Consider the following 25,976-nt stretch of genomic DNA (forward strand, 5'->3'; position numbering starts at 1 on the left):
TGCCGAGACTCTCGGGAATGAGTGGTATCTCGGGACTCCTCGGTATCGACATCGGCGGCACCAAGGTCGCCGTCCGGGTGGAGGGGGCGGGGGCCGAGCCGTACTCGGCCGGCTTCCGCTGGACGCCCGGCGCGGACGTGGGTGCGGACATCACCGCGCTGGCCGACTGCCTGGCGGTGGTACGGCGGCACTGGCCGGGTCCGTTGCGTGCGGCGGGCGTGGCCATGCCCGCCACACTGGACCCGGAGGGCCGGGTGACGGCGTGGCCCAACCGTCCCGCCTGGGCGGGCCTCGGACTCGCGGCGGAACTGCGCGGCATGCTGCCCGGCACGGCCGTGGCCGTGGCCGACGACGGCGACCTCGCCGCGCTCGCCGAGGCGCGGGCGGCGGGCCTGACCGACGTGCTCTACGTCGGCGTGGGCACCGGCATCGGCGGCGGCAGCGTCCTCGGGGGCGAGCTGTGCCCCGGCCCCGCCCGCGGCTCCTTCGAACTCGGCCATGTCGTCGTCGACCGCGCCGGCGCCCGTTGCGACTGCGGGCGGCGCGGCTGCGTCCAGTCCCGCGCCTCCGGTCCGGCGATCCTGCGCCGCGCGGCCGAACTGCGGGACGCGCCGGTGACGTACGCGGAACTCTGCGAGGCGTGGCAGCGGCGGCTTTCCTGGGCGGTGGTGGCGGTGGACGAGGCGTGCGCGGCGCTGGCCACGGCGATCGTCTCGGCCGCGGAACTTCTCCACCCCGAGGCGGTCATCGTGGGCGGCGGCTTCCCCTCCGGCCTCCCGGGCCTCACCTCTCTCGTCTCCCGCCACGCGACCCGGCTCTCCCGCCCGGGCCACCCCGCCCCGCCCCACCAGGACGCCCGCCTGGGGCCCCTCTCCTCGCTGGACGGTGCGCTGCTGCTGGCGCACGCGACATGTACGAGCGCGGAAGCGCTGGAAGCGGTGGTGAGGGGCTGACCCGCCGGGGGCATGGGCCCGGCTCCCTGGCCCACGCCGCCGGCCACGCCGCCTCGGCCGCACAACCGCGAGACCCCCGCCGGCCGACCCCACCGAAGACGCCCCCGACCGGCCGCCTCCACCGCCGTCCCCCGTTCCCCCACCGAAGCCGCCCCTCACATCCGCCCCGGCCACCCGCACCAGTGGGCGCCCGATTCCCCGCCAATGGTCCGACCGCCCCCACAGTGAAGCCGCGCAGGCCACGCAACCCCCACCCCCCGGCCCGGCCTCGACGCCCCCCTTCCTATCCGTGACTCTCTTCGAGGAGTGCTGTGTACACACGTCGAAACGTTCTCCGGGCCGGAGCAGGAGCCGGGCTGGCGCTGGCCGCGTCGACCGCGGGGGCCGGTGCCGTCGCTCTGGGCGCGCCCGGTGCGGCCGTGCCCGACGCCGACTGGACGGGTCTCGGCGCACGGCTCCGGGGCGACCTCGTGCTGCCCGCCGACGCCGACTACGAACTCGCCAAGCAGAACCAGCTCGCCGAGTTCGACGCCGTGCACCCGCGAGGCCTACCGGTTCTTCGACAAGCCGTTCTCGCCGACCGAGCTGAACCGGATCGTCACGGCGTGGGACGCCGACCGCCGGCCCGGCCAGCGCCGCTTCCCGCACCGCATGTCCGTCGGCGGCGCCGCCAACACCGTCGCCCCGGCCGCCACCGCCTTCCCACACCGCTCCGCCAACTTCATCGTCGGCTTCACCACCCAGCTCGACCAGCCGACGCACCCCGAGGACGAGCAGGCCGCGACCGCGTTCGTGGAGACCGGCGCAGCGCTGCTGAATCCGCTGGGAGACGGCGCGTACGTCAACTTTCCCGGCTCCGATCTGCCCGACTGGGCGACCCAGTACTACGGCGACAACTACCAGCGGCTGCTGTCCGTCAAGCGCCGCGTCGACCCCCAGAACTTCTTCCGGCACCCCCGCTCCATCGGCAGCACCACGCAGTGGCACCACACACCCAGACCGAGGAGAACTGATCATGAGCAACCCGACCGGCCGTGGTGCCGCCGTGGTCATCGGCGCCGGCATCGCGGGTCTGACCGCCGCCAAGTCGCTGTCCGAGGCGTTCGACACCGTCGTGGTCGTCGACCGCGACGAGCTGCCGGTCGGCGGCCGACCGCGCCGCGGCGTGCCACAGGGGCAGCACTCGCACGTCCTGCTCGTGGCAGGGCAGCGCGCCCTGGAGGAGCTCTTCCCTGGCCTCGGCGAGGAGCTCGTCGCCGCCGGCGCGCAGGTCTTCGACTCGGGCGCGGACCTCCACCTCTACCGGCTCGGCGCGGCCTGGAACCCGGTGCACAGCGGGCAGCCGTTCGTCTCCATGAGCCGACCGCTGCTGGAGTACACGATCCGCCGCCGGGTCGAGGCACTGCCCAACGTCACGGTCCGCCCCGGCACTTCGGTGTCCGGGCTCGGCGGCACGGACGGCCGCGTCACCGAGGTGCTCCTGGACGGCGAGCGGCTCGCCGCCGACCTGGTCGTGGACACCACCGGCCGCGGCAGCCGCTCCGACCGCTGGCTCGCCGCCCTCGGCTTCCCCGCCCCGGAGGTGGAGGAGGTCAAGGTCAACGTCGGCTACGTCAGCCGCCTCTACCGGCACACGCCCGGCGACCTGGCGGTGAAGGCCGCGTTCGTGCAGCCCACCCCGCCCGCCGAGAAGCGCATCGGCGCCGCGCTGCTGATCGAGGACGACCAGTGGCTGGTCTCGGTCGGCGGCTGGCACCGCGACTACCCGGCCGCCACCGAGGAGGGCTTCCTGGCGCACGCGGAGAGCCTGCCGGACCCGGTCATCGCCAAGCTGGTCCGCCAGGCGGAGCCGCTCACCGAGCCGGTCGCCTTCCAGTACCCCGCCAACCGGCGGCGGCACTTCGAGGAGCTGGCGGAGGTGCCGGCCGGCTATCTGGCCCTCGGCGACGCCATCTGCAGCTTCAACCCGCTCTACGGGCAGGGCATGACCTGCGCCGCGCAGGAGGCGCTCGCCCTGGGCCGGCTCCTCGCCGAGCACGAGGGCGTCACGGCCGACCTTGCCCGCGCCTTCTACCAGGAGGCCGCCGGGGTGCTGTTCGTGCCGTGGCAGGCCGCGATAGGCGGTGACTTCGACTACGCCGAGACGGTCGGCAGGCGCCCGTACGCCGCCGAGCTGTTCGGCCGCTACTCCACCCAGGCGCAGCTGGCCGCGCAGGTCTCCGGCGAGGTCCGCAAGGTGATCCTCTCGGTGCAGCACCTGCTGGCGCCGCCCATGGCCCTGTGGGAGCCCTCGCTCACCGCCGAGATCGTCCGCGCCGCCCGGCACGCACCCGAGGGCGCACAGCCGGAGTTCGGGTACGGCGGCCACGGGCGTCCGCTGTGGACGGCCGAGGACCGGGACGCCGAGCGGATCCGGGCCGCGCTGCGCGCTGCGGGACTGCCGGAGTTCTCCGACCGGGCCCCCGGCTTCGCGGTCGAGGGCGGCGCGCCGATCCTGGTCGCCCGCCTCGACGGGGGCGACCGGAACGACTACGTCGAGGCCATCGCCGGGGCCGGTTTCACCGTGGCCGCCGACCCCGCCGACCCGACGACCCTGCGCGTGACGGCGTAGGGGCAACGACGTGCGGGAGGAGAGGAGTTGACGGCCATGAACCGCTCGTGGGAGACCCGCGTCTCAGCGCGGGACACGCACAGGCTCCTCCTCCTGGGCGACGGCGAGGGCGGCGCTGTCGTAGGCCGCCCGGGCCGCGGTGACGGAGCTGCGGTTGCGCTCCGCCCAGTCCATCAGCGTGACGAAGGCGTCGTGCAGTTCGCGCGCGCTGTCCGTGACGCTGTAGACGACCTTCGCCGGGACGGTGGGGTAGACGGTGCGCACCAACAGCCCGTCCCGCTCCAGGCTGCGCAGGGTCAGGGTGAGCATGCGCCGGCTGATGCCGGGGATGGTGCGCTCCAGCTCGGTGAAGCGGACCGGTTTCTCGGCTGCCGCCAGGACGATCTGGATGCTCCACTTGCCGCTGATCCGGTCCAGCACCTCCCGCACCGGACAGGCGTCTTCTCCATCCCCGACCTCCGCGACCTGGTCGGTAACACCGGTGTTCCGTTGGGACATGAAAGTGCCTCCTTCCCTGTCAGGCCATCGTTACAGATGATGGAGTCAGTAACAAGGCGTAACGTCAGCGCACCAACTGATACCTGACTGAACACCCACATCAACCCGCAATCCCCTCAGAAAGGAAAAAGGCATATGTCTGCCTCATCGCCTGCCCGGTCCGCCGGGCGGTCGGGTACGAAGATGGCGCTGCTGGCGTTCTGCATGCTCATCTTCTCCATCGACTACAACATCGTGTACGTGGCGCTGCCGGAGATCGGCCGTGACGTCGGCTTCTCGGCGCAGTCCCTGCAGTGGGTGGTCAGCGCCTACTCGGTCGGTCTCGGCGGCGCGCTGCTCATCGGCGGCCGCGCGGTGGACCGCCTCGGCGCCCGCCGGATGCTGGTGCTCGCGCTCGGCCTGTACGGCGTCGCCTCGATCGCCGGCGGCCTGGCCGGCTCCCCGGGGCTGCTGATCGGCGCGCGTGTGGTCCAAGGCCTGGGCGGCGCGCTGCTCTTCCCGGCCACTCTGTCGCTGATCAACACCAGCTTCACGGAGGACGCCGAGCGCAACAAGGCCTACGCCTGGTGGGGCACCGCCGGTGCCTCCGGCGCGATCATCGGCTCGATGGTCGGCGGTCTGCTCACCAACTACCTGGGCTGGGAGTGGGTGTTCTTCGTGAACGTCCCGCTCTGCCTCCTCGGCGTCGTCGGCCTGCTGTCGAACTTCGACGCCGACGCGGTGCAGGGCGACACCCGCGGCTTCGACCTGCCGGGCGCGCTGCTCGCCACCGGTGCCTCGACCCTGCTGGTCTTCGGCCTGATCAGCGGCCCCGAGGCGGGCTGGGGCTCGGCGAGCACGATCATCGTGCTGGCTGTCGGCCTGGCGCTGGGTGTCGGCTTCTTCGCCCTGGAGTCCCGTACGGCCGACCCGCTCGCCCCGTCCCGACTGTTCGGCTACCGCGGCCTGCTGACGGCGATCCTGATCATCTTCGTCTTCCAGGGCGCCATCAACACCCTGCACTACCTGTTCTTCATCCAGCTCCAGGACGTCATGGGCTACAGCCCGCTCCAGGCCGGTCTCGCCTTCCTGCCGATGAGCGCGGTCGCCATGCTCGGCTCCAACAAGCTCCTGCCGCTGGTGGTCAAGCGCTGGGGTCTGCGCACCGCGCTCTTCGCCGGCATGATCGGTGTCGGTACGTCGATGGTCGTGCTCGCGGCCACCATGTCCACCAGTCACAGCTTCTGGCCGCTGCTCCCGGCGGTCCTGCTGTGGGGCCTGTTCGCCGGCATGATCTACCCGGCGATGTTCATGGCCGCCGGCTCGGACGCCGCCCCCCACGAGCAGGGCGTCGCCTCCGCCCTCGCCCAGACCTCCGCCCAGATCGGCGGCGCGATGGGTATGGCGGCCCTGATCGCGGTCGCGAACTCCGGACTCGACCTCAGCGAGGGCGCGGACAACCCGGTCTCCGACGTGGTCAACGGCCTCCAGCTGTCGGCCCTGGTCGGTGGCGTCGCGGCCATCGCCGGCGCGTTCCTGGCCTTCCGCGTCAAGTCCCGGAAGGCGGCGGCCCAGGAGGCCGACGCCTCCACCGCGGCGGAGGCGTCGGCCGAGACGCCCCAGCCCCAGACGGTCAACTGACGGAGGATCCGCTCGTCTCCAGTCCCCGACCGGCTCGCCCGCCAGTGCCCGTGCGCTGGCGGGCGATGGCGTGCGCGGACGCCGGCCCGCACGGTGGTCGGCCGATTCCCCGCGGGTTGGCCGACCGGTTCCCCGCCCGTTGGCCCGCCGGTTCCCCGCCGATGGCCCCGCCCTCCCGATAGTGGTTGCGGGCCGCGAACGGCCACCACGTCTGGGGGATCAGCCATGCTTGTCGAACGCGAGGAACATCTGGATCGGCTGCGCCGCGTCCAGGAGGCCGCGCTCGCCGGGAGGAGCCAGCTGGCGCTGGTCGAGGGCCCGTCCGCGACCGGCAGGACAGAACTGCTGCACGCCTTCGCCGACCGCGCCGAGGAGGCCGGCTTCCGGCTGCTGCACGCCGTCTGCTCCCGGCCCGAGCGCACCCGCGCCCACGGGGTGGTGAACCAGCTGCTGCGCTACGCCGGTCCGGCCGGCCACAGCACCACGGCACGCTCCGCCGACGAGCTGTGGGCGGCACTGCTGGAACGTTCCGCCGAGGGTCCGGTGCTCATCGCCGTCGATGACGTCCAGCACGCCGACGAGCCCTCGCTGCGCATGCTGCTGCAGCTCTCCCACAGGCTGCGCTCAGCCCGGACGGCCATGGTGTTCACCGACAACACCGACGTGGCCCCGGCCGGCCTCCAGCTGCGCGCGGAGCTGCTGCGCCGGCCCGGACTCACCCGGCTCAGGGTCGGACCGCTCGGCGAGGCCGCCGTCACCGCGTTCCTCACCCCGCGCCTCGGCCCCGAGACCGCGCGCCGCCTCACCCCGCACTTCCACCGGACCACCGGCGGCATCCCGCTGCTGCTCGCGGCCCTCGTTGACGACTGGGAGGCCGGCGACGACGAGAGCATCGGCCCCGCCTACTGCCTGGCCGTGCTCAGCTGCCTGCACCGCGGGGACGAGGCCGCCCTCGCCCTGGCCCGCGCCCTGGCGGTGCTCGGCCCCGACGCCGACGACGACACGGTGGCCGCCCTGGCCGACGTACCCCTCGAACCGTCCGTACGAGCGATGACCGCCAGCGGACTCCTGCTGCCCGACGGATCGTTCCGCCACCCAGAGGTCCGGCAGGCGTTCCTGGAGGACCTCCCGCCGCGCGAACTGTCCGCCCTGCACCGGCGGGCCGCCGGACTGCTGTACGACGGCGGGGCACCGGTCGGCCGGATCGCCAGGCATCTGCTGGCCGCCGGGCGTGCCGACGAACCCTGGGCGGTACGGGTGCTGCTGGAGGCCGCCGACCAGGAACTGCTCGCCGACCGGCCCGACGCGGCCGGGGTCTGCCTGGAGCTCGCCCAGCGCTCCAGTGGCGATCTGACCGAACGGGCCGAGATCCTCGCCCGCCTCGCCCACACCGAGTTCCAGTCCGACCCGGCCACCGCGGCCCGCAGCCTGCCGCAGCTCGTCACGGCGGACCGGGCCGGTCGGCTGCGGTTCGCCGAATCGGCGCTGCTGATACGGCACTTGCTGTGGCACGGTCGGACAGCGGACGCGGCCGAAGCGATCGCCCGGCTGCGTACCGATGCCCCGGCGCGAGCGACGGCCCCGGGAGAGGAGACCGACCTGGAGCAGTGGCTGAGCTGGGCACATCCGCCGCTCGCCCGCCCGGCCCGCACCCCGGTCCCCGGACCGCGCCGCCCGGGCGGCGCCACCGTCGTGGCGCTGCGCAGCGAACCCTGGCTGGAGCGGGTCGCCGCGCTCGCCGGCGACCTGGCCCGGGACCGGCAGGTCGAGGTGGATCGCGCCGAGCAGGTGCTGTGGGACCTGCGGCTGAGCCGCTCGGCCTACTGGTCCGAGGAAGCGGCCCTGCTCGCCCTGCTCGCCCTGGTCCACGGCGACCGCACCGACAGCGCGGCCGAGTGGTGCGAACGCCTCACCCTGGACGCCGCCGAACGCGCCACGCCCACCTGGCAGGCCGTCTTCCAGGCGGTCCGCGCCACGATCGCGGTATGCCAGGGCGACTTCGCCGCGGCCGTCGAGCGGGGGCACTCCGCGCTGGACCTGCTGCCGGCCAAGTCGTGGGGGGTGGCCATCGGGCTGCCGCTGTCCAGCCTGGTCGTCGCCACGACCAGGCTGGGCCGGTACGACGACGCTCTGCGGCATCTGTCCCAGGCCGTGCCGACGGCGATGTACGAGAGCTGGTACGGGCTGCCCTTCCTGCAGGCCCGCGGCATCCACCACCTGGCCACCCATCACCACCGGGCGGCCCTCGGCGACTTCCTGTCCTGCGGGGAGCTGCAACGCCAGTGGGGCGTGCGGGGCCTGGGACCGCTGCCCTGGCGGGCCGGTGCCGCCGAGGCCTGCATACGGCTCGGCAACACGGACCGGGCCAAGCAGCTCGTGCACGAACAGCTCTCCCGGTCCGGCGTGAGCGGCGGCCGGGCCCGCGGTCTCGTGCTGCGGCTGTACGCGGCCACCTGCGCACCGGGCCGCGGGCTGCAACTGCTCAACGAGGCACTGGAGTTGCTGGAGTCGGCCGGAGACCGCTTCGAACAGGCGCGGGTCCTCGGCGACATGAGCCGGCTGTACAGCGAGGTCGGCGAGCAGCGCCGCGCCCGGATGCTGTTCCGGCAGAGCCTGCACGTCGCCAAGGCCTGCGGGGCGCAGCCGCTGACGCAGGAGCTGCTCGCGGGCTCCACCGACGCGAACGCGGAGCGGCAGCCGGTCCTGCCTTCGCACGAGGGGTCGGTGCGCGAACTCACCGGCTCCGAGATGCGGGTCGCCTCGCTCGCCGTCATGGGCTACACCAACCGCGAGATCGCGGCCCGCCTGTACGTCACGCCGAGCACGGTGGAACAGCACCTCACCCGGGTCTACCGGAAGCTGAAGATACAGCGCCGCCAGGACCTGCCGTCGTTCCTGTGGCCGAACGCCTCCAAGGCTGGCTGAGGCCGCGTTCCGCCTTCCCGAGCCATTCCCGATCCCTGAGTTCCCTTTCCCTCGATTCCCGTTCCCTGCATGGAGGTTTTCCAGGTGTTCGACACAGATTCCTATCTGAAGAAGCTGGGGTACTCCGGTCCTACGGAGCCGACCCCGGAGCTGCTGCGGACGCTCCACAAGCTGCACCTGATGAAGGTGCCGTTCGACAACTCGCTCAACGCCGGGCGGGGGCTGGACATCTGGGAGTACGTCGACATCGACGTCGACGAGACCTTCGACGCGGTGATCACCGGGGGCCGTGGCGGCGTCTGCCACGAACTCAGCGGTCTCTTCCGCAACCTGCTCACCCGGCTGGGCTTCGACGTGGCCGTCATGGCCGCCGGGGTCCGGATGGCGAACGGCGAGTTCGGGCCCGAGATGGAGCACATGCTCCACGTCGTCCGGTTCGGCGAGGAGCGGTGGCTCGTCGACGTCGGCTTCGCCGGCCCCTCCTTCCTGGAGCCGCTGCGCCTGGCCGCGGGGAAGGAGCAGGAGCAGTACGGCTGCACGTACAGGCTGGACGCCGAGGACGGGCACTGGACCCTCAACCGGCGTCCGCTGGACGGCGCGTGGGAAGTCGTCTACCGCCTCCCCGACGTCGTACGCGAGCTGTCGGACTGGCGCGGCGACCCGACCCTGCGGGAGTACGCGCGCGAGCTCAGCTCCGCAGTGACGTTGATCCGCGGCCGCGCCTTCGAGACCGGACAGCTGACCCTGATCGGCAAGCGCCTGATCACGGTGGCACAGGGCCGCCAGCAGATCCGTGTCCTGGTGAAGCCGGCGGACTACGAGAACGCCGTGGAGTCCATCCTGGTCACAGAGATCTGACGGGCCGGGCTGCAGCGGAACAGCGACGACGCCGAGGGCGCACTCCTGGGGGGAGGGCGCCCTCGGACGCGTGGCGGCCCGGCCGGTGGAGGGGAGACACCGGCCGGGCCGCGGGAGGGGCGGATGGCGAAGAGGCTGCTGGATCAGGCGACTTCGGCCACCGTCGGGCACAGGGCCAGCAGCTCGTCCGGCCGGTGCAGGGCCACGTCCGGGGCGGCGGCGAGGAGTTCGGCCGCGTCGCACTCGCCCCACAGCGCGGCCACCGTGGCGACACCGGCCGCGCGGGCCGCCGAGATGTCGGTGACGGCGTCGCCGACCATCATGGCCTCCTCGGGACGGGCACCGAGCAGTTCCAGCGCACGCAGCACGATGTCGGGCGCGGGCTTGGCCCGGGCCACCTCGTCGGAGCCGAGCACATGGTCGAAGTGGTGCAGGACACCGAGGGTTTCCAGCAGGTGCCGGGCCCGGACACCGGCCTTGCCGGTGGCGATGGCGGTACGGAAGCCACGCTCGCGCAGCTCCTCCAGCACCGGGGTGACGCCGGCGAACAGCGGAACCCGGCCGGCGAGCCGGTAGCTCTCCCGGACAAAGGGCTCCTCCATCTCCAGCGGCAGCCCCATGAGTTTCATGATGTCGGGAAAATATCGGCCGAGATGGCGCTCGTACTCCTCGAAGGGAGCCTTTCCGTCGCCGATGACCTCGGCATAGGCGATCGTGAACGCCTCCCGCATGACCGGAAAACTGTCCACGATCACACCGTCGAGATCGAAGACGACCACGCTCTTGGGGTGGCTGAACGGACCGTCGGCCGTGCCGACGGCGCCGGTCGTTTCGGGGGCGAAGGCGATACCAGAGTGCATGGGGATCTCCCTGACGTCGGTATATCGGTGCACGGCGGGGCTGGGAGCGCCGCGGGGCACTCCACGGCCCGCCGCACGGAGCTCGTGATGCCGGTCGGGTTCACACGGCGGCGGGCACCGCCGGCACGGGCCGGTACCGGCGCGCCGAGGCGTAGAGCCGTTCGATGACGCCGATGGTCCGGCGGGCCTCGGCGACGGCCCGGCCCTGGTAGCCGGGGTCGGTGAGCAGCCGGGGCAGGGCGCCGAGCTGACGGTCGTACTCCGCGCCGACCGGCTCCTCCTCGAACGGGACCGGCACGGTCTCACCGGCGCTCGCCAGCAGCAGTTCGGAGCCGCCCGCACGGTTGGGGCTGAACCCGAACGTGCACCGCAGCGAGATCGCCGCCGCGCTGCCCTCGACGCGGATCATGGTGGTGTCCAGCACCTCGTGCGAGGCCCAGCTGGCCCGCAGGGCCACCGACACTCCGGTGGAGGTGACCAGGAAACCTCGCGCGGTGTCCTCGACGTCCCCGCCGCCGGCCAGGGCCGGACCCTCCCCGTGCCGCCAGGAGGTCCGGTGCGCGGCGGTGTCGAGGAAGTCACCCGAGACCGAGCCGAGGACCTGGTCGTAGTCGACGGCGCCGAGCAGCGGGGTGACCGTGTCCAGCAGATGCCAGCCGAGGTCGACCAGGGCACCGCCGCCGGACAGGTCGCCGCGGGTGAACCAGCCGCCCGCGTCCGGCACCCCCTTGGCCCGCACCCAGGACACGTCGATGTGCCGGATCTCGCCGGCCTTGCACGCCACAGCGGCGCCCAGTGCGGCGACGTCCGCGCGGTAGCGGGCGGCGCTTCCCGCGAGCAGCACAGCGCCGGCCTCGCGCTCGGCCGCGGCCAACTGGACCGCCTCGGCGGAGGAGAGACAGACGGGCTTCTCCAGGAAGACCGGCACTCCTCGCCGCAGCAGACCGGTGGCCACCGGAGTGTGCAGATGATTCGGTACAGCGACCACGGCGAGGTCCGCCAGATCGGTGGTCACGTCCGCGACGTCGGCCAGCACGCGGATGTCCGGCCAGGCCGCCGCGGCGGCCTCGCGGGCCGCCGGTGACGGGTCGGCCACCGCCACCACCTCGTACGCCGGGTGCGCGACCAGCCGCGACAGCCAGATCTCCCGCCCCGCCCAGCCGAGCCCCACGACGGCCACGCGCAGGCGCGCGGTCACAGCGTCGCCAGAGTGTCGGAGACGATGTCGGCGATCTGGTGCATCTCCCGCTCCCCGGCGAGCAGCGTGCGGTGGTGCAGCCAGATGGCGTCGGCGTACACCGCCTCGGTGTTCGGGCAGCGGGCGGCGATCGCCTCGACACTCTCCTCGGGTGCGCCGGCCTCCCAGAAGCCGTCCGAGCGGTAGATCGCGCGGAACGCGGCGAAGGCCGGCAGCCCGTGCTCGATCAGCGCGTCGACCAGCTGGTTACGGCGCTCGGCGGTCATACCGGGAATGCGGAACATCGCCATGTAGTGCGGGTTGCGGGTGGCCCGCTCGTCGACGGTCTGCGGCTGTACGCCGTCGATCTGGGCCAACAGACCCGACAGCACCGGCCAGTTACGCTCCCGGGTGTCGATCTGCCTGTTGAGCCGGGCCAGTTGGGCGCGCAGCACGCTCGCGGAGAACTCGTTCAACCGGAAGTTGGAGCCCGAGGTCTTGTGGTAGTAGTACCGGTCGGTGCTCGGACGGCCACAGCTGTGCCGCAGGAACGCCTGCTCGCGCTGCTCGGCGTCCACGAAGGTGACGAGACCGCCCTCGCCGGCCGTCATCAGCTTGCCGTTCTGGAAGCTGAACGCGGCGACCGCGCCCAGCTCGCCGACCTTCCGGCCCGCCCACTCCGCGCCGTGCGCGTGCGCGGCGTCCTGGATCAGCGGCACCCCGCTGTCCGCGGACAGTTTGCCCAGGGCGTCCATGTCGCACATCTGGCCGGCCATGTGGACCGGCATGATCGCCGCGGTGCGCGGGGTGATCGCGTTCGCGGCGGCCACCGGGTCGATGTTGTAGGTGTCCGGGTCGATGTCCACCGGCACGGCGACAGCACCGAGCCGCTGGGCCGCCTGCGACGAGGAGATGAAGGTGAACGCCGGCACGATCACCTCGGTGCCGGGGCCCACGCCCAGGACCTGCAAGGCGAGTTCGAGGGCATGCGTGCCGTTGGTGACCGCCAGGGCGTGCGGGGTGCCGTGGTAGGCGCCGAACTCCTCCTCGAAGGTGTCGACCTCGCTGCCGCCCATCCGCCACCACTGGCCCTGGTCGAGAGCGCGAATGAGACCGGTGCGCTCCTCGTCCCCGAACTGCGGCCACGCCGGGAATTCAGGCTTCGGCCGAGAATTCTGAGTCATTTCTCTTTCACTCCTTCGCAGACAAAAACTGTGCCCCGAATCTACCGGGCCGGAAGTGAGCGGGTCATCCCCCTAGGGGACCCCTATATCCCCCTTGCCAAGGGTCGCGCTGCCGAATCACAATTCCTCTCCGCACGGCATTGCTCTAGCTTTTTCAGCAGTGCAGTCACCTGGAGGCGACATGAGCGAGCTGCTACTCCTGAACGGGCCGAACCTCGGCATTCTCGGGCGTCGTGAGCCCGAGATCTACGGCACGGAAACCTTGAACGACATAGCAGAAGCGGTGGCGGAAGAGATCGCCGACCGCGGCTGGAAGGTGAAGAATATTCAGCACGACTCGGAGGCGGAACTTATCCGCGCCATTCAGGACGGCTATGACACGGTGGGAGCCATCGTCAATCCCGGGGCGCTTATGATTGCGGGCTGGAGCCTGCGGGACGCACTGGCCAGTTACCCGCGCCCCTGGATAGAGGTGCACATTTCCAATATCTGGGCGCGGGAGTCCTTCCGGCACGCCTCGGTGATCGCCCCGATCGCCGACGGCCTGATCGCAGGCCTCGGCTCCACGGGCTACAGGCTCGCGGCCCGGGCCCTGCTCGACCTGATCCCGGCCGAGGTCCGATGAGCACGGCCACACCGGTGCACGGCCGCCCGACACCGGGCGGCCGTGCGGCCACCGATCCGTGGATACGGCGCTTCCAGGCGGCCCCCGACGCCCCCGTACGGCTGGTCTGCCTGCCGCACGCGGGCGGTTCGGCCGCGCTCTACGTCCCCTTCGCCCGCGCCCTGTCCCCCCTGGCGGACGTGCTGGCGATCCAGTACCCCGGCCGCCAGGACCGCCGCGTCGAGCCGGGCATCACCCGCCTCGACCACCTGGCCGACCTGGTGGCCGACGCGCTGGCCCCCTGGGCGGACCGCCCCCTGGTCGTCTTCGGGCACAGCATGGGCGCCCTCCTCGGCTACGAAGTGACGGCCCGCCTCGAATCGGCGGGCACCCCGCCCCGGGCCCTGATCGCCTCGGGCCGCCGGGCCCCCTCCCGCCACCGCGCGGAGTCGGTCCACCTGCGCACCGACGAGGGGGTCGTGGCCGAACTCAGACGACTGGGCGGCGTGGACCCCACCTTCCTCGACGACCCCGAACTCCGCGCGATGATCCTCCCGTCGGTCCGCACCGACTACGAAGCGATAGAGACCTACCGTCACCCACCCCGCCCACCCCTGAGCACCCCCCTCACGGTCCTCACCGGCGACATGGATCCCCAGGTCACCCCGGACGAGGCGAGGGCCTGGGCCCGCCACACCACGGGCACCTTCACCCTGCGCACCTTCACCGGCGGCCACTTCTACCTCAACGAGCACATGCCCGAGGTGCGGGAGGTGCTACGAGGCATCCTGATGTGAAGTGCCGTCGGGCCCGAGCGTCATGCCGTGGCTCGCAGTGGTCGTGACACCGCGGCCACGGCCGCCGTTTCGGGTGTGTGCGGTGTCCGGTGGATCGTCGGTTCGCGCGTCGAGAGGTTGCCGTGCGCGCGGACGGACAGTCCGGCGCGTCCGGTACGGAACATCGCCAGGAACACCCGGCGGAGACCGGGGACGCAGGGGCCTACGCGGCTGCTCCGCCTCGCGGGCACGAACCTGGGTCGAAAAGGGTCGAAAAGCCGCTCGGCGCCCGCACGAGCCGTGCGACCGCCCGTGGTTCCGTCCCGCATGCACGGGCCGGCGGGGCTCCGTCCCGGTCGGCGCGGGGCAGCCGTCGTCGCCGTACATGGCCCCTCCCGGGGGACAAGCCGAAGCGGGCCCGCCCCACCCCGGGATCCCAACAAACCACATGTGCGGTTTATAGAGGATGAGGGCGCTCACCCGGCGGGCACATCAGCGCCAGCCGCCCTTCCCGTCGGGCACTCCCCCGCGGCGTCGACAACACCCGCCACAAGAGTGGGCAGGCCCCTTCGCTCGCACGACCGCGTTCCACACGGAGCAGGCCCTCCGCACGCTCCATCCGGCGGGCCTCCCTCCAGACGTCGACCGGGGGCACTCAAGAACGGCTGTGGACTCACCGGAGGCGGGACCCACCCGCGCGCACCCTCGACCCGCCGCACGGCCGAGAACGTACGCTTCACGGCACCACAGGCACCCCCCGGGACGACCCACATCCCAGGGAAGACCCCGAGGTCAGCCCGCCCACCCGCGACCAGAGGGGCCGGAGTGCCGCCGACGGGAACCAGCCGGTCGCCGGGCCGCCCAGCCGGAATGACTGATACCGCTAGAAATTAAACCGGGTGGTATGTATCTTCACAGGCCTGAGGGACCTGCACATCAACTACACGCTTCTTGACTCAGGGGGAGAGACATGTCTGCGAGCACCTTCCGCGTCGAACATCCCATCACCGGCGCTCGTCCCGCCGAGAAGGGCAACGCAACGACGGGACGTGTCGTCCTGCCCCGTTTTCCGTCCCTGACCAGCACCGTTCCCAAGGAACTGGTGCACCGTGCCAGCGTCGCCGAGGTGATGCTCACCGACTGGGAACGCAAGGACGACACTCATTTCACCGTGGCCGCACAGTGGCCCCGTCGGCACGGCTTCTTCGACACCATCGACGGCTGCCACGACCCGCTTCTCATAGCGGAAACGGTCCGTCAGACCGGGATCCTGCTGGCGCACGCGGAGTTCGACGTCCCGCTCGACCACCACTTCCTGATGTGGGACCTCGAAGTCGACGTCAGACCCGAGCACCTGCTCGTCGAGGCCACGCCGGCCTCTCTCGACATCGCGATCGCCTGCACGGACATCAAGCGCCGGGGCTCGAATCTCTCGGGGCTTCACTTCACGGCCGTGATCCACCGTGACGGGCAGGTGGCGGCGACCGGGTCCGCCACCTTCACCTGCACGTCTCCGGCCGTCTACCGGCGCCTTCGTGCCGCCAGGATCAAGGACGGTGGCCCCACTCCTCTCGCGCTGACGAGCCCGACGGCACCGCAGACCGTCGGCCGGCTGTCGCCCACGGATGTCGTCCTGTCCCCGGTGCCGGAGCCGGGCTGCTGGCAGTTGAGAGTGGACACCCGGCATCCGGTGCTCTTCGACCATCCCGTCGACCACGTGCCGGGCATGGCGCTGCTGGAAGCCGTCCGCCAGGCCACGTCGGCGTTCCTGGGACGCGCCTGCCTGCCGGTCGGCATCACCACCGAGTTCATCCGCTATGCGGAGCTCGACGCCCCCTGCCTGATCGAGGTGTGCTCCCTTCCGCGGCACACGGACGGCGGGGAACGCGTGCTCGTGACCGGCCGTCAGAACGGCGGAATCGTCTTCACCTCCGCCGTGACCGTGGCACCGGCCTCGGCCTGAACGGTCGGCCGTTCCCCGCCTTCGGGCGACGCACGGCACCACCGTCCGCCGGGGCGCGGCAGCAGCGGCCCGCGACCGCTCGGATGTCCGGCGGCCGACCGCCCTCGTCCGGCCCCGTGGTACGGGGCCGGACGAGGGCGGGGACGCCTTTGCCGCTCTCTGGACCGGCTTCGTGTCGTCATGCGAGATCGCGAGACGCGTATGTCTGTCCGAACCCGAGTCGCGTCAGTCGCCGCCACGGCCCCACACGGCCCAGGCATCCGTTCTGACCTGGCGTTTCAGCACAGCGACCGACAGCAGCCGAGGTGCGGCGGATCGCTGCCGGGCGCGTCAGACCGAGGTGGGCACGAGGGCCGCCGCCTCACGGATGAGGCGTTCCCCGCGGTCTGCGGCGACGTCCAGACGCATCAGCACCGCGGGCGAGGCGATGGAGGGCAGCAGGTGCTGCAGCAGTACCGAGACGCGGTACTCGACGTCCTCCAGGTCGGTCTCCAACTGGGCATAGAGCTGCACCCCGTTGAACGCGCTGACCACCAGTTCGGCGACCTCGCGCGGCACCACGTGCGACAGGGTCTCGCCGCGTTCGTGGGCTCGGGTCACGATCTCGGTCAGCGCATCGACCCACAGCGGCCAGGCGCTCCCGTAGTGCTTGCGGCCGGTGGGATCCGCCGAGAGCCGGGCCCCGGCCCGCAGAACGGGATCGAGCCGCAGCCGGTGGGCCACCGACATGGCGATGTCCACCATCTCCTGGAGCTTGATCTCCTGTTCGGGCAGTCGCTGGTCGGCCTGGACCTCCAGAACCCCTCGGGCCAGCGCTTCCTTGGAGTCGAAGTGGAAGTAGAGCGCGCCCTTGGTCACTCCCGCGGTCTTGAGGATGTCCGCGACCGTCGCCGCCGTGTACCCGTAATCCGCGAAAACCGTGGCGGCAGCCTCCAGCACGGCACGGCGGGTCCTGACCGCTCGCTCTTGCTGGGCCACTGGATCTCCCCTTCCCTCAAGCGAACTTCGCCGCGTGACACGCACCGACGAAGAAAAAACCGTCCAGAAGGTACTGTACTCGTTCCTCCATGCCTTCACCAGTGCTACCGGCGAATCCCCCTCCGTCCCGCTCCACGGCCTCTGATGCCCACGCCCTCCCCTCGACAACAGCAACATGCTGGTCAGGTGGGCCGCGGCGGGACCTTCCGGGGCCTCACGCGCCCTCTGCGGCAGAGGAAACCGAGAAGCGTGCAAAAGCATCCGGAGTGCTGGTTTCCGTACCTGGTCGGCGATCGCTTCCCCGCCGTGTCACACCATCGCAGAGACACTGCGGTCGGCGCGCCCGGCGTCCGCGAGCCGCGGTCGGCCGGCCTCGGCCTCGGCCTCCACGGTCCTCAGCAGCCATTCGTCTATCCCGTCGAGCGACCCGACCACGTGCCGCACCCCGGCCTCGCGCATCAACTGCCGCTGGAAGCTGTGGACGTAGCTGGTCGGATGTCCGATGAAGGACGCTCCCAGCGTCTGGGCGACCTCGGCCACACGCGCCACGTCGTCGATGAACAGCGTCTCGTCGCAGGGCAGTCCGAAGATGTCCTCGGCGATCTCCCGTACCCCCGGACGGAATCCGTTGGTGCACACGTACCCGGGGCCGTCGAAGTACGCGGCGAACGGGGCCAGATACCGGTCGAAGTGGGTCCGCTCCAGGCCGCCGTAACAGACCAGGGACGCCCCGGTGGCGCGCAGCCGCTCAAGCAGCCCGCCGACCCCCGGGAGGACCCGCACGGGATGCTCCCGGAGGTACTCCTCCCGCTCCCGGAAGTACGCCTCCACGACCTCCTCGGGCACCGCCCCGGGCCCGCCCAGGGCCGCGGCGGCCCGGAGTTGCGACTGCGACAGCACGGTCCGTTCCAGTTCAGCGGTGTAGACGCCGCCACGGCCGACCACGAACCGGTGGAAGACCGGACTGAAGGTGTCGTTCAGCAGAACCCCGTCGATGTTCACCGCGATCAGACGCACATGCCGAAAGGCCACTGGGACCACCTTGGGTCGAGCCGCACGGATGCGGGCCTGAGGATGTCGGGTGACGGGAGCATCACCCGGCTCATTATTAAACCGGTCATGCGGTTTTTTCAACACCTGCTGGAGAGAGCTCGTCGCGTACGTCGGCCCACGCCGCCGCGCACGAGGCCGTACGGGAAACTTCCTGACGAGTCCGATCGAGACACCGCTGTCACAGCGAACACGGGGGAAGACAATGGCTGCGCTGAAGGGCAGAACGGCTCTGGTCACGGGTGCGGGGCGAGGCATCGGCCGGGCCACCGCCTGCCGTCTGGCCGCGGACGGCGCGCTCGTGGCCGTGCACTACGGAAGCGACGAGGCCTCGGCGCGAAGAACCGTCGACCGGATCACCGACGCGGGTGGGCGCGCCTTCCCCGTGCACGCCCCGTTCGGAGTGCCCCATGACGTCCGCACGCTCTACGAGCGCTTCGACGCCGGTCTCGAGGAACTGGGCGAGCCGACAGCCCTGGACATCCTGGTCAACAACGCGGGCTTCAACATCCGGGGCGGCGTGGCCGACGTGGCCCCGGAGGACTTCGACCGCCTCATGGCCGTACACGCCAAGGCACCCCTGTTCCTGGTGCAGCAGGGTCTGCCACGGCTGAGGGAGGCGGGCCGCATCATCAACATCAGTTCGGCGGCCACCCGTGTGAGCTTCCCTTCCTCCCTCGCGTACTCCATGGCCAAGAGCGCGCTCGACGCCCTCACCCGCACGCTCGCCAAGGAGTTGGGTGCCCGCCGGATCACGGTGAACTCCGTGGCACCGGGCTTCGTCAAGACGGACCTGAACAAGCAGCGCTGGTCCACACCCGAGAACGAGGCCTCCCACGCGTCGCTGTCCGTGTTCGGCCGCATGGGACAGCCGGCGGACGTCGCGGACATCGTCGCCTTCCTCGCCTCGGACGACGCCCGTTGGATCACGGGCCAGTGCATCGACGCGTCCGGCGGCACGGGTCTGTGAGCCTGAGCGGGATGTGACGGTCGGTCGAGTTCCGGGACGTGACGGCGCGGGAGGCAGGGCAGGGGCGGTGGAGGGCGGAGAGCGCGGTCAGCAGGGCCGGGGCGTCACCCGCCGAGCGACGCCCCCGCCACCGTGCTCACCACCGGCCCGAGCCCCCTCCCCTTCCTCCTGCGCGGTACCGGAGGCGACTCAGGTGCCCGCCTGGCCGTCCGCGCCCGCCTCCGGGATCGCCGGGCCCGCGGGCGCGCCGAGTCTGAGCTGTTCGGTGATCTGCACGAAGGCCGCCCGGAGGTGGTCCGGGATGCCGAGGGCGGTCGCCGCCTGGTCGGCGGAGAGCGTGTGGCCGCCGGGAACCGTGCCGGTCTCGGGTGGCGCCGGGGCCTGCGGCAGGTCCTGCTCGGTCAGCTTGCCCGATCGGATCAGGACATCCCGCACGGGAATGCCGAGCGCACGGGACAGACCCCGCATCGTCTCCAGGTCGGGCATGCTCTGGCGCTGCAGCAGCCGGGTGATGGCCGCCCGGTGCACCCCCGCGTCCTCGGCGAGCTTGGTCTTGCCGCCGCCGCGCGGGCTGTCGATGTCGTACCCACGCGCCCGCATCACGCCTTCGATCCAGGCTGCGAACTCGTCGATGTGCTCGGCATCGCTCTTCATGTCGTGGACGCTCCCCTCGGCTACACCCCCACCTTAACGGTCGTGCGCACGCGAACTATGCAGTTGCGCGCACGCACGAGTAAAGGTTCAGTGAGGGCCCTTCGTCAATCCGGCCTTGTTCCGACCTCGCTCCCGCCCCGGCCGCCACCTCGATCCGCCCCGAACCGGCCTTTGGCCGATTCTCGACGCAACCCCCTCCCCTCCGTCGAGGTGATCCCCGATCTCCGTTGCGCGCGAGATCGCAACATGTGAAGCTGTGTGCGGGCTCGCAACAACAGGAGACTCCTCTTTCCCTTCAGTTGCCGCCGCCCCAGCTCTTGGTTGCCGTCGGTCGGCATCCGTCACCGACCGGCTTCCGTCGCTCGAAGGGCTTCTGATGGCCCCAGATCGGAGTGTGTCCACCATGACCTCAGGCCTCGCCGCCCAGCACACCGCCCGCGCCGCCCGCTGGATCGACATCCTGCGCCGCCAGTTCCCCGAGCTGCTGCACGAGTTGGCCCCGGGTCGGCCGGGCACCGGGACCCGCTCCCGCCCGCCGCTGGGCCCGGCCGCGCTCCGCGCCCTCGGCGAGCGGGACACCGTGGAGCGCGCCGAGGCGCTGCTCGGCGAGCGGCACGGCCTCGCCCCCCTGGGCGAGAGCGCCGCCCCGATCCGCCTCCATGTCTCCGACGCCGTACGGGACATCACCGACGGGGTGGTCGAGCTGGAGGAGGCGGTGTGGGAGAAGCTCGGACTCGGCCGGCCCCCGCGCGCGGACGTGCCGCGGCGGCTCGGCCGGATCGCCGCCCTGCTGGACGACGTCGCCGGACACCCCCTCCTCGCCCGGCACGTCCTCGACGAGTGCCGCCGGATGGCCCGCCGCTGCGGCCGTACGCTCGGCGACCCCGAGACCCTGGTCCGCGTCAACGGCCGTTGCCCGTGGTGCGATTCGGTGTCGCTGCGGGCCATGCCGGCCTGGCGTACGGTCCTGTGCGTCAACCCCGGGTGCCGGTGCGTCGACGAGGAGTGCCCGTGCGCGGACAACACCGCCCACCGGCACAGCTGGACGGAGACCGGCTGGGCGCAGCTCGCGGCGGACGCGGGGGCCGACGCGGACGAGATCGCCGCGCTGGTCGACGATGTGGACGAGTGCGGGGGTACGGCCGAGGCGGGTGCCGCCTGATGGGCAACTCCCTCGCGGGCCCGAGCGGTTCGTCCCCCGCGCTGGTGACCGGAGCCGCCGCGGCGGCAGAGGCGGGGGTGGCCCCCGCGACCGTACGGAAATGGGTTCAGCTGGGCCATCTGGAGGCCGCCGGGCGGCAGGGGCGGACCCATCTTTACCGGCTGGAGGACGTGTTCGCGGCGGAGCGGGCCACGCGGGGGCGTGGACGTCGCGGCTAGAACGGGACCACATCGCCCCGTCACACCACTTGGTGTGACGGGGCGATGTGCGTTTCGGGGGCTTCACAAAAACTCGTAGTTGCGCGCGCGCTCGCAACGTGTCACAGTTGGTGCAGCGGCGGAGCTGTGCCCCCAGGGACACGGCCCCGCCGTTTCGCATACCTCCGACGCACACCTCCGACACAGAAGGGAGGTCTCACCGTGGCCGATCCGACGGTCACCTTCCCGGACGTCGAACGACTCGTCGTCGACTTCCTGACCGACCGCCCCGAACTCTCCACCGCGACCGTGGACAACGTGCCGCCCGGCGGGTTCGACGGCACCCAGCGGGTCGTCCTGGTCTCCCGCGCCGGCGGGGCCTGGGTGGACGACCTGCGTCTCGACCAGCCGCTCGTGGACTTCGAGGTCTACGGGCCGACCAAGACGGCGGCGCACACGCTGGCCCTGACGGTTCGTTCCGCGGTACTCGCGCTGCGGGGGACGTCGTACGGCGGCGCGGTCGTCTCCGACGTGGTCGAGGCGGACGGGCCCCGCTGGCTGCCGGACTGGAACCGGGCCGCGGCGAATCGCTACTACGCGACGATCCGGCTGCACATCCGCCCCCTGTAGGGCTCCGCGTAGGGCTCCGCCTCGGGGCCGGTCCGCCTAATAACCCGGTCGGTCAGGTCGGTTCGCGTGTGCGGGTCCGATGTGGCTGATCACGCCCACGCGGCGGAGCCGCATGTCAAACACAGCCCCGCGCCCCTGTGGGGCGCTTCATCTCACCTCTCCCAAGGAGTTACGCATGGCAGGCAGCAACGCCAACGAGATCCGTGTCGCCGGTACCGGGCGGATTCTGGTCGCGCCGGTCGGGACGACCGCGCCGACCGATGTCACCTCCGCGTGGGGGTCCGGCTGGAAGGACCTCGGCTACACCTCGCAGGACGGCATCAAGCTGGCGAAGAAGGACAAGCTCGACCCGGTCGAGACCTGGCAGTCCGTGTCCCCGGCCCGGTTCATCTACTCGGACCGCGACCTGACGGTGAAGTTCCAGCTGCTCCAGCTGAACGAGGACACCCTGCCGTTCTTCATGGGCGGTGACGCGGTCGCGGAGACCACCACCGGTTCCGGCGTCTACAAGTACGAGCTGGCCGCCGACCCGAAGTTCAACGAGAAGGCGCTGGGCATCGAGTTCAGTGACGGTACGGACATCACGTACCGCTTCGTCGTCTCGCGCGGCCAGGTCACCGAGACCGAGGAGCTGTCCCTGACCCGTACGGCCTCCATCAAGCTCGGTGTCACCTTCACCGCGCTGGCCGTCGACAACACCAAGCCGCTGGCCACCTTCCTGATGAAGGACCCGGCGTACGGCACGGCCTCCTGATCCACCCTCCCCCACCGGGCGGGGCCGGGACCTCCCCCTCCCCCGGCCCCGCCCGGTACCTCTCGCACGTTCTTCGTCCTCACCCTTCGTCCTCACCCTTCGTCCTCACCCTTCGTCTTCACCACACCAAGAGGAGTAGCTCCATGGCATTCGACGTCGGCGCCGCCCGTGCCCAGCGGCAGGAGGCGCTCGGTCGCGCCTGGTCCTTCACCGTCGAGGGGGACACGTTCACGCTCCCCACCGAGCTGACCCGCAAGACCGCGCGCACCCTGCGCGACCTCGACGACAACGACGTGGACGGTCTGCTGCGCGCGCTCCTGGGCGACGCCCAGTACGAGCGCTTCGACCGCCTCGACGTCACCATGCAGGACATCGCCGCGATCATGGAGGCGTACGGCAAGGAGACCGGGCTCGGCCTGGGGGAAGGCTGAGCCTCGGCGTGTTCGTCGACGAACACGCCGAGGCCCTCGAAGCGGACCTGCTCCGCCACTACGGCGTGGACCTGCTCGACTGGCACCGCGGCCGGCTCTCCTCCCGCCGGCTCGCGGTGCTGGTCAGGCATCTGCCACGCGACAGCGCGACCCTCCAGGACATCCATGGCGAGGCCGCCCACTGGTCCGTCGCCGACCACCTGCTGGCGTCCGTCGTCGACCAGCTCGCGGAGGCGAACTGGATGTTCGCCACGGTGAACCGGGACGAGGACGCGGACCCGCTGGAGTACCCGACGCCGGTGCCGCGCCCACTGCCGGGGGACGGGGAGCCGTCACCGTCGCTTTCGCCGTCGCCGTCGCCATCGCCATCGCCATCGCCATCGGCGTCCTCGGCCGCCGAGCCGGTTCGGAATCCGTCGGCGATCGAACTCGCCCAGTTCTTCCGTTGAGTTGAGTCGACCTGACCTGACCTGACCTGACCCGACCCGAGGAGTGATCCCGTCCCATGACCCTCTACACACCCCTCGGTGGGCTGCCGTACCCGCAGCCCACCGACACCGCGAACCTCCCCCTGCACCTCCAGTCCCTGGCCGAGGGCATCGACGGCCGGACGGTCCTGCGGTACGCGACCGCCGCCGAACGGGACGCCACGATCACCACGCCGGCCACCGGCATGGTCGCCTGGCTGACCAGCCCCGGCACGCTCAGCTACTACACCGGCTCGGCGTGGGTGGCGATGGGCGCCTGGAACACGTACACCCCGGTCTGGACGGCCGAGACGACCAACCCGGCGATCGGGAACGGCAGCCTGACCGGCAGGTACGCGATCGTCGGCAAGACCTGCCACTTCACGCTGCTCGCGCAGTTCGGCTCGACGACGACGTACGGCAGCGGCGCCTACTACTTCGCGTACCCCGTCAAGGCGGGGGCGATGGGCGGATACCCCCAGCACCGCGGGGTGGCGACCAGCGCGACGGGCCGCGGGCTGATCACCTGCCAGCCGACGGCGACCAGCAACGCGACGATCTACTCGCTGTGGGGTCCGGGCTCGACCTCGTCCTCCGCGCTCTCCCAGCTCGGGAGCGGTGGTCTGTTCGGAACGGCCTGGGCGAACGGGAACATCGTCCGGATCGACGGGACGTACGAGGTGGCGTGAGCCGCGGCCGAACCCCACGGAGGCGTGGCCGATATCCGCCCCCCTGTTCGCCCTGGCCGCCACAGGCGATTCGGGTATCCTCCGAGGAGTTATCGAGCATATGTTCGAAGCACATGTGTGGAGTCTGCGGGAGTGGGGGCCGAGTGACGAACAACGAGGGCGAGGCATGGGGCGGCGTCGAGCTGGATCGAGCCGAGGCCGAACTCCGGCAGGTCCTTGCCGTACGCATGCAGCGGGCCGTCCCGGCGGACCTGGTCGTCACCACCCGGACCGAGATCGAGAAGCGCGAGTTCAGGGCGTACGGACAGGGGTGGCGGGACCGCGGCGAACACGAGGAACAGCGAAGCCGGTCCGCGGCGCCCCACCGCGACCCCGGCGGCAAGATCCTCCCGTTCCCCCAGCAGACGCCCCCGCCGGCCGCACCCCCGCACCCGCATCCCCACCCGCACCCGCCGACCGCGCGCCCGCACCCCTCGGACGACGACCTGTAGGACGACGATCTACCGGACGGCACTGCTGGGTGGCTCGGACGCGGGCGCACGTGTCAATGGTCAAAAAAATCCCGGCGGTCCGGCCGCCGGGATGACCCACGTTCGAGCTTCGGGATGGTCGGCGACTTCGATCGAGCGCTCTTCTCGACGAATCGGGGCCGCCGTTTTCGAGGCGGCGGAGCGGGTTCCTCGGGCTCCCCCTGACGGGCGCCCTCGGCGCCGCCGGCGTCCGGCTCCCCCGGAAACGGAATGATCACGCCGCCTTCCAGCAGCGTCAGTTCGGGCCGCCGCAATTGCGGAGGCAACGACGCCAGGGCGTCGTTCCAGCCATGCGCATAGGCGGCGAACTCCCGCCGCTCCATCTCGGCGGCGGTGAACAGCACGACTTCCGAACCGCCGTGCGCCCGCACCAGCCTGACCAACTCGTCGACGAGTAACGCGACATCCACATCCGGAGCCGCCCCACCCGCCTCAACCTCAGTACCGCGCTCCCCGTCCACGCACTACCCCCGTCACGCCCTCCGAAGAAGGCCATTCATCCCCGTACCGGCAGAACCGGCGCCCCTCCGTCAGCAACTCCGCCAAAACGACATTGAGCTGCGAGTTTCGGGCAAGCGGAGAATACTCGACGAAGCTGTGTTCGTCACGTATGCAAGTCGTGAATAAAGTACATTTCACCGCAAGACGGTTGAGGTGCTATTTGCACCCGGGGGCACAATTCTGGACTTCCGGGACAGAGCGAAAACGCCCTGCCGGTGGTCGCCCATCTCCGCCCCCATGGCCGTGACGCCCGTGAGTCGCACCCCCGAGACCGTCCCACGCACGTTGGCGAGCCCTTGTTCTCAGTTTTCTCCAATCGGCCTCCTGCTACCCTCCGATCGCATATTTGTCGCGCCGTGAGGGGGCAGGAGTGAGCTTCGAGGGATTTCCGGTGAGCGGCTGGCAGAGCAGGGAGATTCCGGTCCATCGGCCGACAGGCAGTCCGGCGATTCTGGTCGCGCGGTCACGTGGCCCGTTGACCGATTTCTTCATCAAACCGGTCATCGACACACCGGCGACGAAGAAAGAAGACCCCGCCCTGTTCCAGACGTTCGGAACCGCTCCCCATATGTTCGTCCTGCCCGGCCGGTACACCCATGTCAAAGTGGAACGGATAGGACGGGGGGCGAGCGGCGTCGCCCGTTGGAACCTCGACCGGATATCCGACGACGCGCTCCGCCCGTTGAAGGGGCGAGTGACCGGAACGGGGGCCGAGGTCTTCACCTGGCGGGGTGGAGAAGGCCGGCTCCGCTTCGACTTCTCGAACCACAAGTACGGGTTCCGTTCGGAATTCAGCCTCTTCGCCTTCGAGGACGGTGCGGAAGTCCGGCTGGAACGAGAAGGATCCACCCGCGGGACCGTCACCGTTCCCGGTCCCGGTTTCGTGCGCATCCAGGCACCGGGGGAATGGAAGGTCGACGTGGCCTGAAACCAA

27 protein-coding genes and 1 pseudogene are annotated in these 25,976 nt (G+C 71.2%); 19 read left to right on the forward strand and 9 right to left on the reverse strand.

Annotation, left to right across the window (positions count from 1 at the left end; all coding sequences use genetic code 11):
• Positions 1-17 precede the first annotated feature (17 nt).
• Positions 18-953 (forward strand): ROK family protein, encoded by a 936-nt coding sequence (locus F9278_RS17900; RefSeq protein ID WP_152169267.1) that lies wholly within the window; start codon positions 18-20, stop codon positions 951-953.
• 548 nt (positions 954-1,501) lie between these two features.
• Here the strand turns inward: F9278_RS17900 and F9278_RS47155 are convergent.
• Positions 1,502-1,798, reverse strand: coding sequence for a hypothetical protein (locus F9278_RS47155; protein ID WP_226966791.1), 297 nt, complete (start codon positions 1,796-1,798; stop codon positions 1,502-1,504).
• Between F9278_RS47155 and F9278_RS48720 the strand changes: the two are divergent.
• Together F9278_RS48720 and F9278_RS17915 are read left to right on the forward strand one after the other, a co-directional pair.
• A pseudogene (locus F9278_RS48720) lies at positions 1,746-1,859 on the forward strand (BBE domain-containing protein); the annotation flags it as partial. The gene F9278_RS47155 and the pseudogene F9278_RS48720 sit on opposite strands and share 53 nt — an antisense overlap.
• A 109-nt stretch (positions 1,860-1,968) precedes the next feature.
• Complete coding sequence (locus tag F9278_RS17915; protein ID WP_193241537.1) at positions 1,969-3,564, forward strand: FAD-dependent oxidoreductase; 1,596 nt, start codon at positions 1,969-1,971, stop codon at positions 3,562-3,564.
• A 63-nt stretch (positions 3,565-3,627) separates the two neighbouring features.
• Here the strand turns inward: F9278_RS17915 and F9278_RS17920 are convergent, their stop codons facing one another.
• A complete protein-coding gene (locus tag F9278_RS17920; protein WP_152169268.1) occupies positions 3,628-4,062 on the reverse strand; it encodes a winged helix-turn-helix transcriptional regulator in 435 nt (144 codons plus the stop codon).
• Positions 4,063-4,197: 135 nt separating this feature from the next.
• On the opposite strand from F9278_RS17920, the gene F9278_RS17925 reads away from it, so the two are divergent.
• The 3 genes from F9278_RS17925 (at position 4,198) to F9278_RS17935 (ending at position 9,465) form a co-directional block, all read left to right on the forward strand.
• Complete coding sequence (locus F9278_RS17925; RefSeq protein ID WP_152169269.1) at positions 4,198-5,682, forward strand: MFS transporter; 1,485 nt, start codon at positions 4,198-4,200, stop codon at positions 5,680-5,682.
• A 225-nt stretch (positions 5,683-5,907) separates the two neighbouring features.
• Positions 5,908-8,607, forward strand: coding sequence for a helix-turn-helix transcriptional regulator (locus tag F9278_RS17930; RefSeq protein WP_152169270.1), 2,700 nt, complete (start codon positions 5,908-5,910; stop codon positions 8,605-8,607).
• Positions 8,608-8,691: 84 nt separating this feature from the next.
• Positions 8,692-9,465: an arylamine N-acetyltransferase family protein gene (locus tag F9278_RS17935; RefSeq protein WP_152169271.1), complete on the forward strand. Its 774-nt coding sequence runs from the start codon at positions 8,692-8,694 to the stop codon at positions 9,463-9,465.
• A 143-nt stretch (positions 9,466-9,608) separates the two neighbouring features.
• On the opposite strand, the gene F9278_RS17940 is transcribed toward F9278_RS17935, so the two are convergent.
• The 3 genes from F9278_RS17940 to F9278_RS17950 all read right to left on the reverse strand — a co-directional run bounded on the left by F9278_RS17940 (position 9,609) and on the right by F9278_RS17950 (position 12,686).
• Positions 9,609-10,325 (reverse strand): HAD-IA family hydrolase, encoded by a 717-nt coding sequence (locus tag F9278_RS17940; protein WP_152169272.1) that lies wholly within the window; start codon positions 10,323-10,325, stop codon positions 9,609-9,611.
• Between the two features lie 100 nt (positions 10,326-10,425).
• Positions 10,426-11,523: a Gfo/Idh/MocA family protein gene (locus tag F9278_RS17945; RefSeq protein WP_226966792.1), complete on the reverse strand. Its 1,098-nt coding sequence runs from the start codon at positions 11,521-11,523 to the stop codon at positions 10,426-10,428.
• Entirely contained in the window at positions 11,520-12,686 is a 1,167-nt protein-coding gene (locus F9278_RS17950; RefSeq protein ID WP_152169273.1) for a DegT/DnrJ/EryC1/StrS family aminotransferase, read from the reverse strand. The genes F9278_RS17945 and F9278_RS17950 overlap by 4 nt, the downstream gene beginning before the upstream one ends.
• A 181-nt stretch (positions 12,687-12,867) precedes the next feature.
• Here F9278_RS17950 and F9278_RS17955 point away from each other — a divergent pair, with 181 nt between their 5' ends.
• The 3 genes from F9278_RS17955 (at position 12,868) to F9278_RS17965 (ending at position 16,029) form a co-directional block, all read left to right on the forward strand.
• Entirely contained in the window at positions 12,868-13,311 is a 444-nt protein-coding gene (locus F9278_RS17955) for a type II 3-dehydroquinate dehydratase (RefSeq protein WP_152169274.1), read from the forward strand.
• Positions 13,308-14,087 carry a thioesterase II family protein gene (locus F9278_RS17960; RefSeq protein WP_152169275.1) on the forward strand — a complete coding sequence of 260 codons (780 nt, stop codon included), beginning with the start codon at positions 13,308-13,310 and terminating at the stop codon, positions 14,085-14,087. The genes F9278_RS17955 and F9278_RS17960 overlap by 4 nt, the downstream gene beginning before the upstream one ends.
• A gap of 949 nt (positions 14,088-15,036) precedes the next feature.
• Positions 15,037-16,029 carry a ScbA/BarX family gamma-butyrolactone biosynthesis protein gene (locus tag F9278_RS17965; RefSeq protein ID WP_152169276.1) on the forward strand — a complete coding sequence of 331 codons (993 nt, stop codon included), beginning with the start codon at positions 15,037-15,039 and terminating at the stop codon, positions 16,027-16,029.
• A 330-nt stretch (positions 16,030-16,359) separates the two neighbouring features.
• Here F9278_RS17965 and F9278_RS17970 read toward each other — a convergent pair whose 3' ends face one another.
• The gene (locus tag F9278_RS17970) at positions 16,360-17,007 is read right to left on the reverse strand and encodes a ScbR family autoregulator-binding transcription factor (protein WP_152169277.1); all 648 of its coding nucleotides are present in this window, start codon (positions 17,005-17,007) and stop codon (positions 16,360-16,362) included.
• Positions 17,008-17,316: 309 nt separating this feature from the next.
• Positions 17,317-18,039 carry an HAD family phosphatase gene (locus F9278_RS17975; RefSeq protein ID WP_152169278.1) on the reverse strand — a complete coding sequence of 241 codons (723 nt, stop codon included), beginning with the start codon at positions 18,037-18,039 and terminating at the stop codon, positions 17,317-17,319.
• A 223-nt stretch (positions 18,040-18,262) separates the two neighbouring features.
• On the opposite strand from F9278_RS17975, the gene F9278_RS17980 reads away from it, so the two are divergent.
• On the forward strand, positions 18,263-19,027 hold the full coding sequence (locus tag F9278_RS17980) for an SDR family oxidoreductase (protein WP_152169279.1): 765 nt from the start codon (positions 18,263-18,265) through the stop codon (positions 19,025-19,027).
• Positions 19,028-19,216: 189 nt separating this feature from the next.
• Here the strand turns inward: F9278_RS17980 and F9278_RS17985 are convergent, their stop codons facing one another.
• Complete coding sequence (locus tag F9278_RS17985) at positions 19,217-19,681, reverse strand: helix-turn-helix domain-containing protein (RefSeq protein ID WP_152169280.1); 465 nt, start codon at positions 19,679-19,681, stop codon at positions 19,217-19,219.
• A 403-nt stretch (positions 19,682-20,084) separates the two neighbouring features.
• Here F9278_RS17985 and F9278_RS17990 point away from each other — a divergent pair, with 403 nt between their 5' ends.
• The 8 genes from F9278_RS17990 to F9278_RS18025 all read left to right on the forward strand — a co-directional run bounded on the left by F9278_RS17990 (position 20,085) and on the right by F9278_RS18025 (position 24,502).
• Positions 20,085-20,843, forward strand: a complete 759-nt coding sequence (locus tag F9278_RS17990) for a hypothetical protein (RefSeq protein WP_226966793.1) — start codon at positions 20,085-20,087, stop codon at positions 20,841-20,843.
• The gene (locus F9278_RS17995; RefSeq protein WP_152169282.1) at positions 20,843-21,061 is read left to right on the forward strand and encodes a hypothetical protein; all 219 of its coding nucleotides are present in this window, start codon (positions 20,843-20,845) and stop codon (positions 21,059-21,061) included. The genes F9278_RS17990 and F9278_RS17995 overlap by 1 nt, the downstream gene beginning before the upstream one ends.
• A gap of 201 nt (positions 21,062-21,262) precedes the next feature.
• Entirely contained in the window at positions 21,263-21,670 is a 408-nt protein-coding gene (locus F9278_RS18000) for a hypothetical protein (RefSeq protein WP_152169283.1), read from the forward strand.
• 175 nt (positions 21,671-21,845) lie between these two features.
• Complete coding sequence (locus tag F9278_RS18005; RefSeq protein WP_152169284.1) at positions 21,846-22,424, forward strand: phage tail tube protein; 579 nt, start codon at positions 21,846-21,848, stop codon at positions 22,422-22,424.
• Between the two features lie 143 nt (positions 22,425-22,567).
• Positions 22,568-22,855 carry a hypothetical protein gene (locus F9278_RS18010; protein ID WP_152169285.1) on the forward strand — a complete coding sequence of 96 codons (288 nt, stop codon included), beginning with the start codon at positions 22,568-22,570 and terminating at the stop codon, positions 22,853-22,855.
• Between the two features lie 8 nt (positions 22,856-22,863).
• Entirely contained in the window at positions 22,864-23,304 is a 441-nt protein-coding gene (locus tag F9278_RS18015; protein ID WP_404818908.1) for a hypothetical protein, read from the forward strand.
• A 56-nt stretch (positions 23,305-23,360) separates the two neighbouring features.
• A complete protein-coding gene (locus F9278_RS18020; protein WP_152169286.1) occupies positions 23,361-24,011 on the forward strand; it encodes a hypothetical protein in 651 nt (216 codons plus the stop codon).
• A 143-nt stretch (positions 24,012-24,154) separates the two neighbouring features.
• Positions 24,155-24,502, forward strand: coding sequence for a hypothetical protein (locus F9278_RS18025; protein ID WP_152169287.1), 348 nt, complete (start codon positions 24,155-24,157; stop codon positions 24,500-24,502).
• A 53-nt stretch (positions 24,503-24,555) separates the two neighbouring features.
• Here the strand turns inward: F9278_RS18025 and F9278_RS18030 are convergent, their stop codons facing one another.
• A complete protein-coding gene (locus F9278_RS18030) occupies positions 24,556-25,002 on the reverse strand; it encodes a hypothetical protein (protein WP_152169288.1) in 447 nt (148 codons plus the stop codon).
• 410 nt (positions 25,003-25,412) lie between these two features.
• Here F9278_RS18030 and F9278_RS18035 point away from each other — a divergent pair, with 410 nt between their 5' ends.
• Positions 25,413-25,970: a hypothetical protein gene (locus tag F9278_RS18035; protein ID WP_152169289.1), complete on the forward strand. Its 558-nt coding sequence runs from the start codon at positions 25,413-25,415 to the stop codon at positions 25,968-25,970.
• The last annotated feature ends 6 nt before the right edge of the window (positions 25,971-25,976 follow it).

The sequence above is a fragment of the Streptomyces phaeolivaceus genome, assembly GCF_009184865.1.
Taxonomy (GTDB): Bacteria; Actinomycetota; Actinomycetes; order Streptomycetales; family Streptomycetaceae; genus Streptomyces; species Streptomyces phaeolivaceus.